Annotated in this window: 21 protein-coding genes and 1 tRNA gene; 5 read left to right on the top strand and 17 right to left on the bottom strand. The window is 72.4% G+C overall.

Annotation, left to right across the window (positions count from 1 at the left end):
* Window positions 1–38: 38 nt before the first annotated feature.
* The 10 genes from ACXNSR_RS18785 to ACXNSR_RS18740 all read right to left on the bottom strand — a co-directional run bounded on the left by ACXNSR_RS18785 (window position 39) and on the right by ACXNSR_RS18740 (window position 6,894).
* Window positions 39–845: a hypothetical protein gene (locus ACXNSR_RS18785; RefSeq protein ID WP_458643115.1), complete on the bottom strand. Its 807-nt coding sequence runs from the start codon at window positions 843–845 to the stop codon at window positions 39–41.
* Between the two features lie 50 nt (window positions 846–895).
* Entirely contained in the window at window positions 896–1,747 is an 852-nt protein-coding gene (locus ACXNSR_RS18780; RefSeq protein ID WP_458643114.1) for an RNA polymerase sigma factor SigF, read from the bottom strand.
* Window positions 1,748–1,977: 230 nt separating this feature from the next.
* The gene (locus ACXNSR_RS18775; protein ID WP_458643113.1) at window positions 1,978–2,868 is read right to left on the bottom strand and encodes an RNA polymerase sigma factor SigF; all 891 of its coding nucleotides are present in this window, start codon (window positions 2,866–2,868) and stop codon (window positions 1,978–1,980) included.
* 228 nt (window positions 2,869–3,096) lie between these two features.
* Window positions 3,097–3,258: a hypothetical protein gene (locus ACXNSR_RS18770; RefSeq protein ID WP_167745563.1), complete on the bottom strand. Its 162-nt coding sequence runs from the start codon at window positions 3,256–3,258 to the stop codon at window positions 3,097–3,099.
* A 467-nt stretch (window positions 3,259–3,725) separates the two neighbouring features.
* Complete coding sequence (locus ACXNSR_RS18765; RefSeq protein WP_458643112.1) at window positions 3,726–4,016, bottom strand: hypothetical protein; 291 nt, start codon at window positions 4,014–4,016, stop codon at window positions 3,726–3,728.
* Between the two features lie 153 nt (window positions 4,017–4,169).
* Window positions 4,170–4,254: transfer RNA gene (locus ACXNSR_RS18760), tRNA-Ser, on the bottom strand.
* 96 nt (window positions 4,255–4,350) lie between these two features.
* Complete coding sequence (gene tadA / locus ACXNSR_RS18755; RefSeq protein ID WP_458643340.1) at window positions 4,351–4,779, bottom strand: tRNA adenosine(34) deaminase TadA; 429 nt, start codon at window positions 4,777–4,779, stop codon at window positions 4,351–4,353.
* A gap of 56 nt (window positions 4,780–4,835) precedes the next feature.
* Complete coding sequence (locus ACXNSR_RS18750) at window positions 4,836–5,384, bottom strand: tRNA adenosine deaminase-associated protein (protein WP_458643111.1); 549 nt, start codon at window positions 5,382–5,384, stop codon at window positions 4,836–4,838.
* 274 nt (window positions 5,385–5,658) lie between these two features.
* Window positions 5,659–5,838 carry a hypothetical protein gene (locus ACXNSR_RS18745; RefSeq protein ID WP_030010606.1) on the bottom strand — a complete coding sequence of 60 codons (180 nt, stop codon included), beginning with the start codon at window positions 5,836–5,838 and terminating at the stop codon, window positions 5,659–5,661.
* Between the two features lie 81 nt (window positions 5,839–5,919).
* The gene (locus ACXNSR_RS18740; RefSeq protein ID WP_458643110.1) at window positions 5,920–6,894 is read right to left on the bottom strand and encodes a universal stress protein; all 975 of its coding nucleotides are present in this window, start codon (window positions 6,892–6,894) and stop codon (window positions 5,920–5,922) included.
* 164 nt (window positions 6,895–7,058) lie between these two features.
* On the opposite strand from ACXNSR_RS18740, the gene upp reads away from it, so the two are divergent.
* Window positions 7,059–7,694, top strand: coding sequence for a uracil phosphoribosyltransferase (gene upp / locus ACXNSR_RS18735; protein ID WP_266594857.1), 636 nt, complete (start codon window positions 7,059–7,061; stop codon window positions 7,692–7,694).
* A 57-nt stretch (window positions 7,695–7,751) separates the two neighbouring features.
* Here upp and ACXNSR_RS18730 read toward each other — a convergent pair whose 3' ends face one another.
* Both ACXNSR_RS18730 and ACXNSR_RS18725 read right to left on the bottom strand, forming a co-directional pair.
* Complete coding sequence (locus ACXNSR_RS18730) at window positions 7,752–8,423, bottom strand: LytR C-terminal domain-containing protein (RefSeq protein WP_458643109.1); 672 nt, start codon at window positions 8,421–8,423, stop codon at window positions 7,752–7,754.
* A gap of 93 nt (window positions 8,424–8,516) precedes the next feature.
* Window positions 8,517–8,813: a type II toxin-antitoxin system VapB family antitoxin gene (locus tag ACXNSR_RS18725; protein ID WP_030010424.1), complete on the bottom strand. Its 297-nt coding sequence runs from the start codon at window positions 8,811–8,813 to the stop codon at window positions 8,517–8,519.
* 88 nt (window positions 8,814–8,901) lie between these two features.
* Between ACXNSR_RS18725 and ACXNSR_RS18720 the strand changes: the two genes are divergently transcribed.
* On the top strand, window positions 8,902–10,521 hold the full coding sequence (locus tag ACXNSR_RS18720; protein ID WP_458643108.1) for a helicase HerA-like domain-containing protein: 1,620 nt from the start codon (window positions 8,902–8,904) through the stop codon (window positions 10,519–10,521).
* Between the two features lie 20 nt (window positions 10,522–10,541).
* Window positions 10,542–11,474: a glucose-6-phosphate dehydrogenase assembly protein OpcA gene (gene opcA, locus ACXNSR_RS18715; RefSeq protein WP_458643107.1), complete on the top strand. Its 933-nt coding sequence runs from the start codon at window positions 10,542–10,544 to the stop codon at window positions 11,472–11,474.
* Here the strand turns inward: opcA and ACXNSR_RS18710 are convergent.
* Window positions 11,423–11,896, bottom strand: coding sequence for a cupin domain-containing protein (locus ACXNSR_RS18710; RefSeq protein WP_458643106.1), 474 nt, complete (start codon window positions 11,894–11,896; stop codon window positions 11,423–11,425). The genes opcA and ACXNSR_RS18710 overlap by 52 nt on opposite strands.
* Before the next feature lie 100 nt (window positions 11,897–11,996).
* Window positions 11,997–12,608, bottom strand: coding sequence for an HhH-GPD-type base excision DNA repair protein (locus ACXNSR_RS18705; RefSeq protein ID WP_458643105.1), 612 nt, complete (start codon window positions 12,606–12,608; stop codon window positions 11,997–11,999).
* A gap of 112 nt (window positions 12,609–12,720) precedes the next feature.
* Between ACXNSR_RS18705 and ACXNSR_RS18700 the strand changes: the two genes are divergently transcribed.
* Together ACXNSR_RS18700 and ACXNSR_RS18695 are read left to right on the top strand one after the other, a co-directional pair.
* A complete protein-coding gene (locus tag ACXNSR_RS18700; protein WP_458643104.1) occupies window positions 12,721–13,533 on the top strand; it encodes a VOC family protein in 813 nt (270 codons plus the stop codon).
* 122 nt (window positions 13,534–13,655) lie between these two features.
* Window positions 13,656–14,003, top strand: a complete 348-nt coding sequence (locus tag ACXNSR_RS18695; protein ID WP_458643103.1) for a DoxX family protein — start codon at window positions 13,656–13,658, stop codon at window positions 14,001–14,003.
* A 24-nt stretch (window positions 14,004–14,027) separates the two neighbouring features.
* Here the strand turns inward: ACXNSR_RS18695 and ACXNSR_RS18690 are convergent, their stop codons facing one another.
* The 3 genes from ACXNSR_RS18690 to fabI are packed head-to-tail and all read right to left on the bottom strand — an operon-like array spanning window position 14,028 to window position 16,766.
* Window positions 14,028–14,807 (bottom strand): ATP-grasp domain-containing protein, encoded by a 780-nt coding sequence (locus tag ACXNSR_RS18690; RefSeq protein WP_458643102.1) that lies wholly within the window; start codon window positions 14,805–14,807, stop codon window positions 14,028–14,030.
* Window positions 14,804–15,970 carry a guanitoxin biosynthesis heme-dependent pre-guanitoxin N-hydroxylase GntA gene (gntA, locus tag ACXNSR_RS18685; protein ID WP_458643101.1) on the bottom strand — a complete coding sequence of 389 codons (1,167 nt, stop codon included), beginning with the start codon at window positions 15,968–15,970 and terminating at the stop codon, window positions 14,804–14,806. Before gntA ends, ACXNSR_RS18690 begins: the two co-directional genes overlap by 4 nt.
* On the bottom strand, window positions 15,954–16,766 hold the full coding sequence (gene fabI, locus ACXNSR_RS18680) for an enoyl-ACP reductase FabI (RefSeq protein ID WP_458643100.1): 813 nt from the start codon (window positions 16,764–16,766) through the stop codon (window positions 15,954–15,956). The genes gntA and fabI overlap by 17 nt, the downstream gene beginning before the upstream one ends.
* Between the last annotated feature and the right edge of the window lie 12 nt (window positions 16,767–16,778).

Below are 16,778 nucleotides of genomic sequence, written 5' to 3'. Positions count from 1 at the left end.
GGTGCCCGGCGGGGCCGTCGCGGGCCGGGGTTCCGTCATCAGCTCCAGGTCGCGGTGACCTCGCGGGTGTCCACGTGCATGCCCAGCGGCACCCGCCAGGCCTCCACGCACACCGTGTAGGTCTGCGTCTTCGAGGCTCCGCCCGCCAGCGGTACCGGCAGGGCCTGGCTCGTGGTGATCGTGGCCCAGTCGATGCCGAGGGCGCCGACGATGTGCGTCGCGAAGCCGACCGTGCCCGAGCGGGCCGGGGTGGTCCCGGTGTTGGTGAAGGTCACGGTGACCCGCTCGCACCAGCGGTCGGCCGCGGCCGCCCTGACCGGTGCGGACAGCGTCAGCCGGGCCGGCGTGGACGCGGGCGGGGCCGGCGATGTCGTCCCGGGCCGGCCGGGCGGGCTCGGCGGGGTGCCCGGCGAGGTCGGTGAGGTCGGCGCGGTGGGCGCCGTGGGTGTCGTCGGCGTGCCGGGTGTGCCGGGCGGCGGTGGGGTCCTGCCCGGCCCCGCGGAGGTGCCGGGGACGCCTGCGGAGCCGCCGGGTCCGGTGGTCGTGGCTCCGCCCGGGGCGGAGCCGCCAGAGGTCCCGGATCCCGCGGCGCCGGTCGACGTACCGGGGGCCGTGGCGGACTGCCCCGCTCCGCCCGCCGCGTCCGGGCCGGCGAGCTGCTGGAACTCCACCTGGCCCCGCGGTGCCACGTTCTCCCCCGCACCCCGTTCGGGGCCCGGGGCCGCGGCGCCCACGGCGGCGTAGCCGTCCCGTGCCGGGCCGCCGCAGCCGGTGAGGCCGGCGGCGGCCGTGCAGCACAGGGCGAGCAGGGCGGTGGCGGAGGTCGCTCGCGATCCCTTTCGCATCGCGCCAGTTTTCCTGACGGATCGTCAATTGGGAAGCGCGAGGCGCCGGGTCACTCCCCGATGAGGCCTACGCGCAGTTGCGCGAGCGTGCGGGTCAGCAGTCGGGAGACGTGCATCTGGGAGATGCCGACCTCCTCGCCGATCTGCGACTGCGTCATGTTCGCGAAGAAGCGCAGCATGATGATCTGCCGTTCCCGGGGCGGGAGTTTGGCCAGCAGCGGCTTCAGGGACTCGCGGTACTCGACGCCCTCCAGCGCGGTGTCCTCGTAGCCGAGGCGGTCCGCGAGGGAGCCCTCGCCGCCCTCGTCCTCGGGGGAGGGCGAGTCGAGCGAGGAGGCGGTGTAGGCGTTGCCGACGGCGAGGCCGTCGACGACGTCCTCCTCCGAGACCCCGAGCACGGCGGCGAGTTCCGGAACGGTCGGCGAGCGGTCCAGCTTCTGGGCGAGCTCGTCGCTGGCCTTGGTCAGCGCCAGGCGCAGTTCCTGGAGCCGGCGCGGGACGCGGACGGACCAGGAGGTGTCCCGGAAGAACCGCTTGATCTCGCCCACGACGGTCGGCATCGCGAACGTCGGGAATTCGACGCCGCGTTCGCAGTCGAAGCGGTCGATCGCCTTGATCAGACCGATCGTTCCGACCTGGACGATGTCTTCCATCGGCTCGTTGCGGCTGCGGAACCGGGCGGCCGCGTAGCGCACGAGCGGCAGGTTCAGCTCGATCAGGGTGTCGCGGACGTACACCCGTTCGGGACTGTCCGCATCCAGGGCGGCGAGCCGCAGGAAGAGGGAGCGGGAGAGGGTCCGGGTGTCGATGGCTTCCGAGCGGTCGGACGCTGCAGGTGCTGCGGGCGCCGGCGCGCTCTTGACGAGCGTGAGCACCTTGGAGCTGCCCTGGTCTACGGACATGCCACCCCCTTGAGGTCGCGGTCGGACGCGTACTGCGCGCCCGTCGGAGGAACGCAGCCTCCACCTGAATACCGGAGGCGGGGCTGCGGCAAACGCGGTTCACGCAGAATGTCACATGTCGGCAACGCGCTGTAGCGCCATGTCGACATATATCTCCAGCGACAGAGGAGGTCGGAGGGCGATTAGCCCTATCTGTCGGGAAACATGTGAATGATCTACACTCGTTCCGGTTACGCCTCGATCCTGTTTGCGGATCTCAATCGGGCGAAGCTCCGGGCGAGGAGTCGGGAGACGTGCATCTGGGAGACGCCGAGCTCCATGCTGATCTGTGACTGCGTCAGATTGTTGTAGTACCGCAGGAGCAGGATCCGTTGCTCGCGTTCGGGCAGCTGCACGAGGAGGTGGCGGACGAGGTCGCGGTGCTCGACCCCGGCCAGCTCGGGGTCCTCGTAGCCGAGGCGGTCGAGCAGCCCGGGCATGCCGTCGCCCTCCTGGGCGGCCTCCAGGGAGGTCGCGTGGTAGCTGCGCCCGGCCTCGATGCAGGACAGCACCTCGTCCTCGGTGATGCGCAGCCGCTCGGCGATCTCGGCGGTGGTCGGGGTGCGGCCGTGGAGGGTCGTGAGGTCCTCGGTGGCGGCGTTGACCTGGACCCAGAGCTCGTGGAGGCGGCGCGGCACGTGGACGGTGCGGACGTTGTCGCGGAAGTACCGTTTGATCTCGCCCACGACGGTCGGCATCGCGAAGGTCGGGAACTGCACGCCCCGGTCCGGATCGAACCGGTCGATGGCGTTGATCAGGCCGATGGTGCCGACCTGGACCACGTCCTCCATCGGCTCGTTGCGGCTGCGGAAGCGGGCGGCCGCGTACCGGACGAGCGGGAGGTTGGCCTCGATGAGGGCCCCGCGCACCCGGCTGTGCTCGCTGGTGCCCGGCTGCAGGCCCTTCAGCTGGCCGAAGAGGACCTGGGTGAGCGCCCGGGTGTCCGCGCCCCTGCTGGGCGGTCTCGGCGCGACCGGGGGCTCTTCGGGGGGCTCCTGGTGGGGCTCCTGGCGGTGTTCCCGGCGCTGCTCCCGCGGGGGCTCCGGCTGGGGCGGTACCTGGGGGTCCTGCTGGGGCGGCACTTGAGGCGCAGTACTGGCCGGCACGGTCACGCCACCCCTTCAGTCATCTCATCCATTAAAAGCGGTCATAGCATCACAAGAGATGTGCACTGTGTGCAAGCACCGTATATCGCCGTGTTGACGGCAAGTTGGGCATATCAGGGCAATACGCCCAGTGGTGGGTATACAAAAGCCCCCCACCCGTCGGAGTGGGGGGCCGGAAGTCCGGGAACCGCTTCAGCGTACGGGTCAGCGCACCAGTTCGGTCATGAACTCGCCGATGCCGGAGGCGGCATCCGATATCCCCTGGAAGCCTATTTCCACGATCTCGGCCGCTCGCTTCGGCTGGGTGATGATCACGAAGAGGGCGAACACGGTGAGGGCACCCGTGATGAGCTTCTTGGTGTCCACGTGCGGGCGGCCTCCCCAACCGGTCCGAGCAAGTCGGGTGAGTCTAACCGGTCAAGATTGGACACTCACCTGTCCTTTAAGGACCAATGGCCCGGTACTCCGGGTCCTTTGCCGTGGAGCGTGCGGTCGCGGCGGGCGCAGGATGGGGGTGAGCCCACCGGTTCTGGCAGGAAACCGGTGGGTGAGGGACAGGGCCTCACTGCGGGGTCAGGGCCGCGGGCTTCCCCCTGAGTGCGGCCCGGACCGGCAGGTCCGTCCTCGTCGGGGGAAGCGGCTTGTCCCCCGACGCCGCTTCCTCCGCGCCCCGCGTCGAAGGTCCCGACTCCGGTCGGGGCCTTCTTCGCGTTGCCCCCGTGGCGCCCGCACGGGCCTGCGAGGTCGCCGCGGGGCGTACGGGGGCTCTGGCGCGCCCGGGGGCGCACAGGGGGCGCGCGGGAGGCGCGGGGAGGCGGGACCGGCCCCCGTGGCTACTCCAGGCCGCCGGCCAGGTCCGTGAGGGGCTGTACGGGCGCGATGACGGGGGCGAGGTGGTCGGGCAGTTCCATCAGCGCGTTCAGCTGGTTCGCCCCGGCGCTGAGCTGCGACCCGATCTCCTGGACCGACGTGGGCTGGGCCCCGGCCGGCATTCCCGGGGCGGCCGCGGGCAGGTCCGGGAGGGTGAGGGGCGAGACCGGGGCGGCCGAGGCGGCGGGTGCGGCGAGGCCCGCGGCGGCCCCCGCGAGGGCGAGGGCGGCGAGCATGCGCTGGGTCTTGGTCATGCCGTGACAACGGCCGAAGGGGCGGGCGGTCACGCGGGTGTCCTCCGGAGAGGCGACCGGAGGGGCGATGGGGGCGCGATCGAGGAGCGATCGAGGAGCGATCGGAAAACGCCGAGAGCCCCGACCCTTGCGGGGCGGGGCTCTCGATCGAAGCGGTAGTGGAGGGATTTGAACCCCCGATGGGTTGCCCCATACTCGCTTTCGAGGCGAGCTCCTTCGGCCACTCGGACACACTACCGAGATGGATCCTAGCCTAAGGAACCCCATCCACTGAAATCGGTATGTCCGGGGGCGTCGCGACGGCCGTACGCAGGCCTTTTGCGGACCCGTCGGCTCAGAGGTCGCGGAAGAAGTCCGTCAGCTGCCGCGCGCACTCGTCGCCCAGGACCCCGCGGACCACCTCGGGACGGTGGTTGAGCCTGCGGTCGCGCACGAGGTCCCACAGGGACCCGGCGGCGCCCGCCTTCTCGTCGTCCGCGCCGTAGACGACCCGGGCGACGCGCGACTGGACGAGCGCGCCCGCGCACATGACGCACGGCTCCAGGGTCACCACGAGGGTGCACCCCGGAAGGCGCCATTCCCCGAGCTCGGCGGCCGCCCGGCGCAGTGCCACGACCTCGGCGTGCGCGGTGGGGTCGCCGGTCGCCTCGCGCTCGTTGTACCCGGTGGCGAGGATCCGCCCGTCCGGGCCCAGCACGACGGCGCCGACCGGCACATCGCCGGCCGGCACCGCCCGGGCGGCCTCCTGGAGCGCCAGGCGCATGGAGTCCCGCCACGGGTCCCGTACGGGATCGGGACCGTCGTCGTTCGCAGGGAGCACTAGCGGACGGCCTCCAGGACCTCGGTGGCGCCGAGGGAGTCGGCGATCTCCGAGAGGGCGTCCCCGTCCAGGGTCATCAGTTGTTTGTTGGTCACCCCGAGGTCGTCCAGCAGCCGGGGGTCGCCGAGCGGACCGGCCGGTACCGGCTCCGCACCGGTCCCGCCCGCCTCGTCCTCGTCGGCGTCATCGTCCGCGAACGCGGTGACGGCATCCTCCTCGCCGTCCTCGGTGCCGTCCAGGTCCAGGTCGTCGAGTTCGTCGTCCTCCTCGTCGCTGCCCAGCAGCTCTTTGGTCAGCATCGAGCCGTAGGAGCTGCGGGCGGCCGCGGAGGCGTTCGACACGAAGTACCGCGGGTCCTCCTCGCCGTCCACGCGGACGACGCCGAACCAGGCGTCCTCCTGCTCGATGAGGGCGACCACCGTGTCGTCGTCGACAGCGGCGGACCGGGCGAGATCGATCAGATCACTGAGGGACTCGACGTCGTCGAGTTCCATGTCGCTCGCTTCCCACCCGTCTTCGGTGCGCGCGAGCAGTGCGGCGAAATACACCGTGACTCTCCCACTGGTCTTAGGCGTGCCGGTTGGAGGTCCCCCCGGCCGGAGGTTGGGGCACAGCGGCCGTGCTGCTCGCCGTCCGTACCCCGCCCAATCGGCATCGTGGCAGAAACGGCGGCTTTGCGAGAGGTCTTCCGCGCTTGCGTCGTGCCGCGCCGTGCACCGGCAGGGGCTGTACGGGGCTGCGGCGCGGGGGCGGCGGGGTCGCGGGGAGGGGTGTGGGGCCGGTGGTGCGGCCCGGACGTGTCGCGGCGTGCCGGGGCCCGGATCACCAGCGGAAGGTGCGCATGCGCATCTGCTGGCGCATACGGGCCGCCCGGGCGCGGCGGGGCTGGACGCGATCGCGCAGCTCGCGCGCTTCCATCAGGTCGCGCAGGAACTGCGCGCGGCGTGCTCGGCGCTGTGCCGCGGTCTCCGGCACGTCGTCCTTCGGCTGCCTGTCGGGCATCGGCCACCACCTGGCTGGTCGGTCGTCCCCCCTGCACCCACCTTCCCCCGGACGGCGCGTTTGATGCCACCCCGCCGCAGGTCAGACGTTGTCCTTGAGGGTCGGGACCACCGCCACCGGTCCGTGCGCGTGGTGGAGCACCGCGTGGGCCACCGAGCCGATCGCCAGTGACATGGCGGTGCGCCGCGGGTGGTGGCGGCCCACCACGACCAGCGCCGCCGCCCGGGAGGCGATGACCAGCCGGCCCGCCGGGTCCCCGGGCACCGCGGCCTGCTCGACCGGGACGTCCGCGAACCGTTCGCGCAGCGGCGCCAGCCGCTCCGTCTGGGACCGCAGCATCTCCCGTTCGGCCGGTACGCCGTCCCCCTCGTCGGCCAGTCCCTCCGGCGGGATCACCGCGAAGGGGGTGTCGATCACCAGGTTCGGTGTGGGCGGGATGGCGTACGCGGAGACCACCTGGACGGTGGTCCCCCGCACGGCGGCCTCGGTGAACGCGAAGGTCAGTACGTCGTCGGGCGTCTCGGCGGCGTGCAGCCCGACCACCACCCGCCCGGCCGACTGCTCGGCGCCGGTATCGGAGTCGTCGGCGGAGTCGGCGGAGTCGGCGGCGGCGCCGCGTTCCGCGTGCGGGACCACGACCACCGGGCAGGCGGCGCTGCTCGCCACCGCCCGGCTGATGGAGCCGAGCAGCAGGCTGGCGAAGCCGCCGCGGCCCCGGGAGCCCATCACCAGCATCCGGGCCCGCGAGCCGATCACCCGCAGCGCCTCGGGCACGGAGCCCTCCAGGGCCTCGTACGCGACCCCCTCGGGCAGCCCGGGGCCGTCGGCGCCCAGCAGGGACCGGACCCAGTCGCGTACGGGGTCGGGGATCTCCTTCGGCCCGGAGGCGTCGTGCAGCGAGGCCCGGCGCCCGGCGTACAACTGGGCATGGTCGGGCAGTACATGGGCGACCAGCAGCCCGCAGTCGTGCCGGACGGCTTCCTTCCGTGCCCACTCCAGGGCCCGCAGGCTGTGTTCCGACCCGTCGACGGCCGCGATCACCGGTGCGTTGCTCATCCGTCCAGCCTGCTGGGCGCCCGCGCGGGTCGCATCCGCAGGGAAGCGGCGGGCCCGGCCGCCGCTTCGGACGCGAAGGGGCCGCGTCAGCGCGTAGCCTTTTGGGTGCAGGTCGCGTCGGGCGGCCGTTTTTGCAGGTCGCAGGCTGAGTTTTGGAGGATGTTGTGCGTTTGCAGGTCGTCGATCACCCCTTGGTGGCGCACAAACTCACCACCCTGCGCGACAAGCGCACCGACTCCGCCACTTTCCGGCGGCTCGCCGACGAGCTGGTGACCCTGCTCGCCTACGAGGCCACCCGGGACGTGCGCACGGAGCAGGCCGACATCGAGACCCCGGTCGCCCCGACCACGGGCGTGAAGCTCTCGGCCCCCCGGCCGCTGATCGTCCCGATCCTGCGGGCGGGCCTCGGCATGCTGGACGGCATGGTGCGTCTGCTGCCGACCGCCGAGGTGGGCTTCATGGGCATGGTCCGCAACGAGGAGACCCTGGAGGCCTCCACGTACGCGACGCGCATGCCGGAGGACCTCTCGGGACGCCAGGTCTACGTCGTCGACCCGATGCTCGCCACCGGCGGCACGCTGGTCGCGGCGATCCAGGAGCTGATCAAGCGCGGCGCCGACGATGTCACGGCCGTGGTGCTGCTGGCCGCGCCCGAGGGCGTCGAGATCATGGAGCGCGAGCTGGCGGGCACGCCGGTGACCGTGGTGACGGCCGCGGTGGACGAGCGGCTCAACGAGCACGGCTACATCGTGCCGGGCCTGGGTGACGCCGGCGACCGGATGTACGGCTCGGCGGAGTAGGACCGCGCGGCGGTCCGGTGCGCCGGAAGCGGTCCGGCGCACCGGACCGCCGGCGCGTCAGCAGTTCTTGGGCGCGGGCGCGGGGTTGGCCAGCAGGGCCAGCGCCTTGTCCGCGTCCTCCTTCGTGCTCAGCTCCTTGAAGGCGTCGCCCAGGATCAGGTCGACGTCCGCGGTCTCGCGGGTGTCGTTCTGCTGGGTGGTGCCGGCGAGCTGTGTGCCGAGTACGGCGAAGACCGCCTTGTCGGTCGTGGGGGAGCCCAGCAGTATCCCCGTGCCGGGGACCTTCTTGTCGAAGTCGGCGGGGGCGTTGCCCACCTTGCCGATGACGAAGCCGCGTTTGGCCAGCTCGTCACCGACGGCCTTGGCCAGGCCCGCGCGCGGGGTCGCGTTGTAGACGTTGACCGTGATCTCCCCGGGCGGGGGGAGCACGACCGCCGGTTTCGCGGCGGCCGGGGCGGTGGAGGCGGCGCCGGGGCCGCCCTTGGCGGCGGCGCCGGGAGGCGTCGTCGGGCAGTCCTTGGCACCCGCAGCCGTGTTCCGCTTGGGGCTGTCGCCCCGGAACACGTCGATGAGCTGCAGGGCCCCGTAGCCGACCAGGGCCAGCGCAAGGATCGAGCCGAGCACGGCGAGGACGATCCGGGTACGGCTCCGCTTACGACTCATACGGGGGTAGGCGGCTCCCGTGACGCGGTACTTTCCGCCCATGCCGGGGGGAGTGAGCATGCTCATGGGCGCAGCGTAGTGCGGCCCGGTGTCGATGCCTACTAAATGATCTGCTGATAGGTCGATGGTGACCCGAAAGGCGCAATCCGGGCGAAGCCGTCAGTCCATTTCGAGGACGCGCGCGTGCAGCACCTGGCGCTGCTGGAGGGCGGCGCGCACGGCGCGGTGCAGCCCGTCCTCCAGGTAGAGGTCGCCCCGCCACTTCACGACGTGGGCGAACAGGTCGCCGTAGAAGGTGGAGTCCTCGGCGAGCAGCGTTTCGAGGTCCAGCTGGCCCTTGGTCGTCACGAGCTGGTCGAGCCGGACCGGGCGCGGCGCGACGTCCGCCCACTGCCGGGTGGTTTCCCTGCCGTGGTCCGGGTAGGGCCGTCCGCTTCCGATGCGCTTGAAGATCACACGGAAAGCCTACCGGGCCGGTGCGTGCGGGCGCAGCCTCGTGACGGGGGTGCAAAAGTGACGGACAGTGCTATTTGGGGAGTGAATCATGAGCGAGAGCACCGACCCCGCCCCTCCGGCGGACCCGACGGACCCGGCGGGCCCGGCCGGGGAGATCGCCGCCGGGTACGCGTTCACCGGTCCCGCGCTCGACCTCGGGGCCCTCCTCTGGGACGGCGACTGCCTGCCCGACCGTCAGATCCGCATCCCCCTGGCGATGCTGAACCGCCACGGACTGGTCGCCGGTGCCACCGGAACCGGCAAGACCAAGACGCTCCAGCTCATCGCCGAACAGCTGTCGGCGGGCGGCGTCCCCGTCTTCCTCGCGGACATCAAGGGCGACCTGTCGGGGATCTCGGCGCCCGGGACGCCGGGCGAGCGGATCGGGGAACGGGCCCGGGACGTGGCCCAGTCGTGGGAGCCCACCGGATACCCCTGCGCGTTCTACTCGCTCGGCGGGATCGGCACCGGGATCCCGCTGCGGTCCACGGTCACCGGCTTCGGGCCGGTGCTGCTGTCGAAGGTGCTCCAGCTCAACCAGACGCAGGAGCAGTCCCTGGGGCTGATCTTCCACTACGCCGACTCCAAGGGCCTGGAGCTGATCGACCTCAAGGACCTGCGCGCGGTCGTCGCCTTCCTCGTCTCCGACCAGGGCAAACCCGAACTCAAGGGCATCGGCGGACTGTCCACGGTGACGGCCGGGGTGATCCTGCGGGCGCTCACCGCCTTCGAGCAGCAGGGCGCCTCGGAGTTCTTCGGCGAGCCCGAGTTCGACACGGGCGAGTTCCTGCGGACGGCCGCCGACGGGCGCGGACTGGTCTCCGTACTGGAACTCCCGGCGGTCCAGGACAAGCCGCAGCTCTTCTCCACCTTCCTGATGTGGCTGCTCGCCGACCTCTACAACGACCTGCCGGAAGTCGGTGACCTGGAGAAGCCCAAGCTCGTCTTCTTCTTCGACGAGGCGCACCTGCTCTTCAGCGGGGCCTCGAAGGCCTTCCTCGCGGCCATCACCCAGACGGTCCGGCTCATCCGCTCCAAGGGCGTCGGCGTCTTCTTCGTCACCCAGACCCCCAAGGACGTGCCGTCGGACGTCCTCGCCCAGCTCGGCAACCGGGTGCAGCACGCGCTGCGCGCCTTCACCCCCGACGACGCCAAGGCGCTGAGGGCGACCGTGAAGACCTTCCCCCGTTCCGCGTACGACCTGGAGGAGCTGCTCACCGGGCTGGGCACCGGCGAGGCGGTCGTCACCGTGCTCAGCGAGAACGGCGCCCCGACCCCGGTCGCGGCGACCCGGCTGCGCGCCCCGCAGTCGCTGATGGGACCGATCGCGGCGGCGGACCTGGAGCGGGCCGTGAAGTCCTCCCCGCTCTACTCGCGCTACGCGGAGCCGGTCGACCGCGAGTCGGCGTACGAGAAGATCAGCGCCGAGCAGGCCGCCGCGGAGGCGCGGGCGGAGGCCGCCGCGGCCGCCGCCGAGGCCGAGAAGCAGGCCGAGGAGGCGCAGAAGCAGGCCGCGCGGGCCGCGCGCAGCGCCCCGAAGCCGGATCCCTCGCTGGCCGAGCAGGTGGTGGGGAGCGGGCTGTTCCGCTCGCTGGCCCGGTCGATCGGGACACAGCTCGGCCGGGAGATCTCGCGCTCGATCTTCGGGACGGCGCGCAGGCGCCGGTGACGCGGTGACAGACTCGGTGCATGCGGACCGAACTCACCGACACCACGTCCAGCAAGGTCAACCGGGCCCTGCTGGCAGCCCGCCGGGCGATAGGCAGCCCGACCATGGGGCTGGTGCTGACCCTCGTCATCGCCACCGACGAGGAGAACGCCTACGACGCCGTACGCGCGGCCTCCGAGGCCTCGCGCGAACACCCCTGCCGCATCATCGCGGTGATCAGGCGGACCTCGCGCGGCCCGCACAAGCTGCGCGCGAACCGCGTCGACGCCGAACTGCGGGTCGGCTCCGACGCCGGGACCGGCGAGATCGTGCTGCTGCGCCTGCACGGAGCGCTGACCGAGCACGCCGGCTCGGTCGTCCTGCCGCTGCTCCTGCCGGACGCGCCGGTGGTGGCCTGGTGGCCGGCCGACGCGCCCGCCGACCTGGCGCGGGATCCGCTGGGCGCGCTCGCCCAGCGCCGGATCACGGACGCGGCCGCCGCCTTCGACCCGGTCGGCGTGCTCGACGAGCGGGCCGCCGGCTACCAGCCCGGCGACACCGACCTGGCCTGGACCCGCCTCACGCCGTGGCGCTCGCTGCTGGCCGCGGCCCTGGACCAGAAGCCGCTGGCGGTGACCGGCGCGGCGGTGGAGAGCGAGCCCGACAACGCCAGCGCGGAGCTGCTGGCGCGCTGGCTGGAGGACCGGCTGGGGGTGCCGGTGGCCCGGGTGGCGACCGGGGGCCCGGTGATCACCGGGGTCAGCCTGCAGACCGCGGGCGGGGAGGTCCGGGTGGACCGGCCCGCGGGTGTGCTGGCCACCTTGAGCCTGCCGGAGAGCCCCGACCGCAAGGTGGCCCTGAAGATCCGCAGCGGCGCCGAACTGATCGCGGAGGAACTGCGCCGCCTCGACGCGGACGTGGTCTACGGCTCCGCGCTGAGGCGGCGGCCGCTCCAGACGGGGCTCTCCGCGTAGTGGTTGTCGTAGGTCGCCGAGCTGTCCTTGATGTCCTGCATGGTGGCCTCGCCCGCGTTGACCCGGCCGAGGAGCCGGTAGTAGTCGAAGCGGCCCATGCCGGGGGTGAAGCCGACGAAGACGGCGGCGGTGTGGCCGGGCGCGGGTGCGAAGGCGTGCTTCACACCCGGCGGGACCGCGATGAAGTCGCCGGCGTCCAGGGTGTGGATCTCGTCGTCGACGAGGATGTCGAGCCGGCCGGCGGTGACGTGGAAGAACTCGGTGGCCTTGGTGTGGAAGTGCACCGGGGCGCCCGCCGCACCCTCTTCGAAGGTGGCGGTGTTGCAGGTGAGCTCGGCGGTGTCGGTGAGCAGGGTGATGAGGCTGCCGGGGGCGTCCTGGATGGCTTCGGCGGTGGCGGCGCGGGTCGCGATCTCTGTCATGTCCACCAATCTATGATCTTGAGCGACCGGAATCAGGGGTCAATCGAAGGCCTGTGCGGCCGGTCAATTCCATCGGCCGGGAGCACGGGAACGGCCGGGATCAGGAGCCGCCCGCGGCTTTCGAGGCCTTGGCGGCCTTCGCTGCGGCCTTCATCTCCTGCTTGTGCGCCCGCACCTTGGCCAGGGACTCCGGGCCCGTGATGTCGGCCGCCGAACGGTAGACGTTCGCCTGTCCGTACCCGCCCGCGGCCTCCCGCCAGCCCGTGGGCCGTACGCCGAACCGCTTGCCCAGCAGGGCGAGGAAGATCTGCGCCTTCTGCTCCCCGAAGCCCGGCAGCGCCTTGAGGCGCTTCAGCAGCTCCTGCCCCGTCGCGGCGTCGGCCCAGACCGCCTCGGCGTTCCCGCCGTAGTGCTCGACGAGGTAGGCGCACAGCTGCTGGACGCGCGTCGCCATCGACCCCGGGTACCGGTGGACGGCGGGCTTCTCCGAGAGCAGGGCGGCGAAGGCCTCCGGGTCGTACGCGGCGATGGTGTGCGCGTCGAGATCGTCGGCGCCCAGCCGCTGGGCGATCGTCCAGGGCCCCGAGAACGCCCACTCCATCGGGACCTGCTGGTCCAGCAGCATTCCGACGAGTGCGGCGAGCGGGCTCCGGCCGAGCAGCGCGTCGGCCTCCGGCTGCTGTGCCAGCCGGATGGTGATGTCCTTGTCCATGGCTCCAGCGTCCCGCCTGGGCGCTCTCCCCGCGCGGTCGCCGCACCGCGCGCCTAGCGTGAGTACGACCGTCCACGACGGCGGCAGGCACGAGACGAGGAGTCGATCGATCATGTCCGAGTTCCCCGAAGGCGCTCCCTGCTGGGTGGACGCGATGTTCGCCGACGTGGAGGGGGCCAAGACCTTCTACGCGGACGTGCTGGGCTGGACCTTCGGCGAGGCCAGCAGCGAGTACGGCAACTACACGCAGGCCTACTCCGGCGGCAAGGCCGTCGCCGCCGTGGTCCCGCCGATGCCGGGGGCCGACGCGCCCTCCCAGTGGTGCCTGTACTTCGCCTCGCCGGACGCGGCGGCCACCGCCGGGAAGGTGACGGCCAACGGCGGCGAGGTGCTGATGGGCCCGATGCAGGTGGGCGCCTTCGGCACGATGCTGATCGCGAAGGAGCCGAGCGGCGCGGTCTTCGGCGTCTGGCAGCCGGGCGAGCACAAGGGCTTCGAGAAGACGGGCGAGGCGGGCTCGTACGCGTGGGCGGAGGTCTTCACCCGGGACCCGGCCAAGGCGGACGCCTTCCTGGCGAAGGTCTTCCCCTACGCCGCCCAGCAGATGGACCCGGGCGAGGACCCCGAGATGGCCGGCATGGACTTCAAGGTCTTCAGCGTCGGCGGAGCCGGGAACCCGGTGCTGGGCCGGATGAAGATGGACGACGACTTCCCGCCGGACCTGCCGCCCTACATCCAGGTCTACTTCGGGGTCCCGGACTGCGACGAGGCGGTGGCGAAGACCCAGAAGCACGGCGGGAAGCTGCACTTCGGCCCGATGGACAGTCCGTTCGGCCGCTTCGCGGCGGTCACGGACCCGCAGGGCGCCGCCTTCGCAGTGATCGACATGTCGACAACGGTGGGTGAGATGCCGAGCTTCGGCTGAGCACGCGAAAGTTTTTCGCGCGGCCTGTCACATCGGTGCGGCGGGGCGGGTCAGAGGAGTGAAGCAGGCTGGAGACAGACCGGAGCGAGTCCGCACCGGCGCCCGCCCGATAGGGAGCTCGGATGTCCACCACCGCTGTTGTCTTCGCCCTGGTCGGCGCGTTCATGGTCGGATTCTCGGCGGCTTCGATGTTCCTCGGGGCGAAGTGGGTCGTGGAGCCGCTGACCGAGTACGGGGTGCCGCGTTCGTGGTGGACCGCGCTCGCCACCGCGAAGGCGGCCGGCGCGGTGGGCCTCGCGGTGGGGGTCTTCGTCCCCGCGATCGGCATCGCGGCGGCGATCGGGGTCGCCCTGTACTTCGCGGGCGCCGTGATCACGGTGCTGCGGGCGAAGTCCTACGCCCACGTGGCCTTCCCGGTGATCTACGCGGCCCCGGCGGTCGTGGCCCTGGCCCTCGGCTTCACCGGCTGAGCCGGGGCCGCGGCCTCCCCCGGCTCACGGGGTCACGTACGGCAGGTCGGCGGCGCGGACACGGTGCCGCGGGCCGGCCGCGCGCAGGACCACGTCCAGGACGGCCTCGGGCCGGGCGGCGTAACTGTTCGAGAACCACGGCATGTTGGCCTCGACCACGGCGTACCGGCCCGTCGCGCCGACGAGGCCGACGTCGACGGTGACGGCGCTCGGCAGGTCCCTGCCGGTCGCGGCGAGCAGCGCGGCCGCGAAGCCGCGTACGTCCGCCCCGCGCGGGTCCTCGTCGAGGGGGGCGGGGTCGAGGCGCCCGTGGACGGCGTACCGGCTCCCGGCGGCGATCTCTCCGTCGAGCAGGAACAGCCGGTACTCGGCGGCGAAGTCCACCACCTCCGAGACCAGCACGGGGGTGGCGGCGGGCAGGGACGGGGGCAGCGGCGAGCCGGGCCCGTACACGGCGGGCGGGAAGGACTTCTCGCGCGGCGGCTTCACGAACGCGGGCCGCCCGGAGCAGGTCAGCTCCCGCGCCGCCCGGCCCAGGGTGGTCAGCTCGATCCGGCGGCCCGTGAACCGCCCGGGCAGCCGCGTGAGCCAGTCGTCGGGCGGCTCCAGCAGCCCCAGCCCGAGCGGCCCGGCCACGCGCGCGGCGGCGTGCGGACCACCGCACCAGTGCACGGCCCGGCCGGCGAGTTCGCCGAAGTCCGGGCCGAGGGACCGGACGGCCATCCCCCGGCGGGCGGCCGCCTCGGCGAGCAGTCCGGCCGTGGCGGTCGGCCGGGCCGGTATCAGAAAGACCTCGTCCGTCATCCGGCCATTGTGTCGCGGGCGTCCCCGCCGTCCTGCGGGGCGAAGGGGCACCCCCACCCGGGCGCCGTCATCCGGCCGCTGTAGTGCCGGGCCTCGTCCCGGTACGTCAGGAGGCTCGGATTCGCCGAGCCGTTGAACGTCACGTCCCGCTGCCTGATCTTCTTGCGCATCCTGAAGAAGTTGCGGCCCATCGCGTTGAACTGGAGGTGCGAGTTGAACACCAGCGCGGGCAGCCGGAATCGGCGGCTCGGCCGGGACGCGCCGGGATGGAGGCCCACCACGAAGAAGGGGTGGCCCTGGACGGAGAAGGCGAACCGTGGGGACGCGGGATCCGAGTCGTACTGCTCGCTCCATCCGTGACGGAGGCTGTCCCGGTCGTGCATGCCCTGCAGATGGCCCCAGACCGCTTCCTCGAAGGCCTGCTCGGCCTGATCCGGCATGCTGTCGAACGTGGCGACGAAGGACGAGAAGCTCCGGTCGCCGGGTTCGAACGACTCCAGGAAATCGCCCAGGCCGGCCAGGCTGTCGAGCACGCCCGAAGGGCTGCCGAGCTCGCCGCAGTGCCGGTGGAAGACGCCGCCGCGCCGCAGGGCCGCCTTGGCTCCCAGGCAGATGAAGTCCTCCCGGCCGATGAGCTCCGCCAGCGCCTGATCCGGCGTCTGCCGTTCCTCGCCGGTCTCGGTCTCGGTCTCGGCCATGTCCACGTCCACGTCCGCGTCCTCCGGCGCCGGCCGACGGGACAGGACCTGGGCGGTGGACACCGTCACGGTGGCTCCGTCCCGGTCCGAGACCGTCACCTCCACCGAGACCAGACCCCCGCCCAGGGCCTCGCGCGCCTGGACCAGCCGGGCGGAAGCGGTCAGGACGTCGCCCTTCCGGATCGGGCGGACATGGCGGTAGTCCTGGGCGAGGTGGACGGCGGACGCGAAGTCGTACCCGAGGGGCCGCCGTGCGAGGACGGCCGCCTCCGCCTGCGCCGCCAGTCGCACGGCGAAGGTGGGCGGTGCGATCACATCCGGGTGCCCCCGTTCGCGGGCGGCCGCCGCGCTCCGGTACACGGGATGGGGATCCCCGATCGCGTCGGCGAACGCGGCGATGGACTCACCGGTCACCTCGACGGGGCCCACGGACCCGGTCGGCACGGACTCAGCGGGCGTGGACACGGACACCGCCGTCGCCGATCGCGTGCGCTCCGCCGTCGACGTGGAGGATCTCCCCCGTGGTCGCCGGGAACCAGTCCGAAAGCAGGGCCGTGCAGGCCTTCGCCACCGGTTCGAAGTCCGAGGCCCGCCAGCCGAGCGGCGCGCGCAGGTCCCACACCGCCTCGGCCTCGTCGGGATCGGTGCCCTCGTCGTAGGTGGCCCGCCCGGCCGGGGTCCGCAGGGGGCCCGCGGCCACCAGGTTGACCCGGATGCCCTGCTCCCCCAGGTACGCGGCCAGGTAGCGCGCGCATGCCTCCAGGCCCGCCTTGGCGACGCCCATCCAGTCGTAACCCGCCCATACCTGGCGGGAGTCGAAGTCCAGTCCCACCACCGAGGATCCCGGGCCCAGCAGCGGGAGCAGCGCGGCGGTCAGGGCTTGCAGGGAGACCGTGGAGACCTCGAACGCGGTCGTGGCGTCCTGCCGGGTCGTGCTGAGGAAGCCGCCGCCCAGCGCCCCGGGCGGCGCGTAGGCCACCGCGTGCAGGACCCCGTCGAGACGGTCGGTGTGCTCCCGGATCCGGCTCTCCAGCGTGGCCAGGTGCTCGTCGTCGGTGACGTCCAGTTCGATCACCGGGGCGGGCTCCGGCAGCCGCCGGGCGATCCGTTCGACCAGGGAGAGCCGGCCGTAGCCCGTGAGGACGACGCGTGCTCCCTCCTCCTGGGCCTTGCGCGCCACGTGGAATGCGATCGAGCGGTCGGTGAGAACGCCCGTGACCAGAACGGTCTTTCCTTCGAGCAGGCCGGTTCGTGCGGACAACGGGTCCACCTT

The sequence above is a fragment of the Streptomyces sp. NC-S4 genome (genome assembly GCF_054353315.1).
The sequence above is the reverse complement of the archived record's forward strand: the minus strand, read 5'-3'. Positions and strand labels throughout refer to the sequence as shown.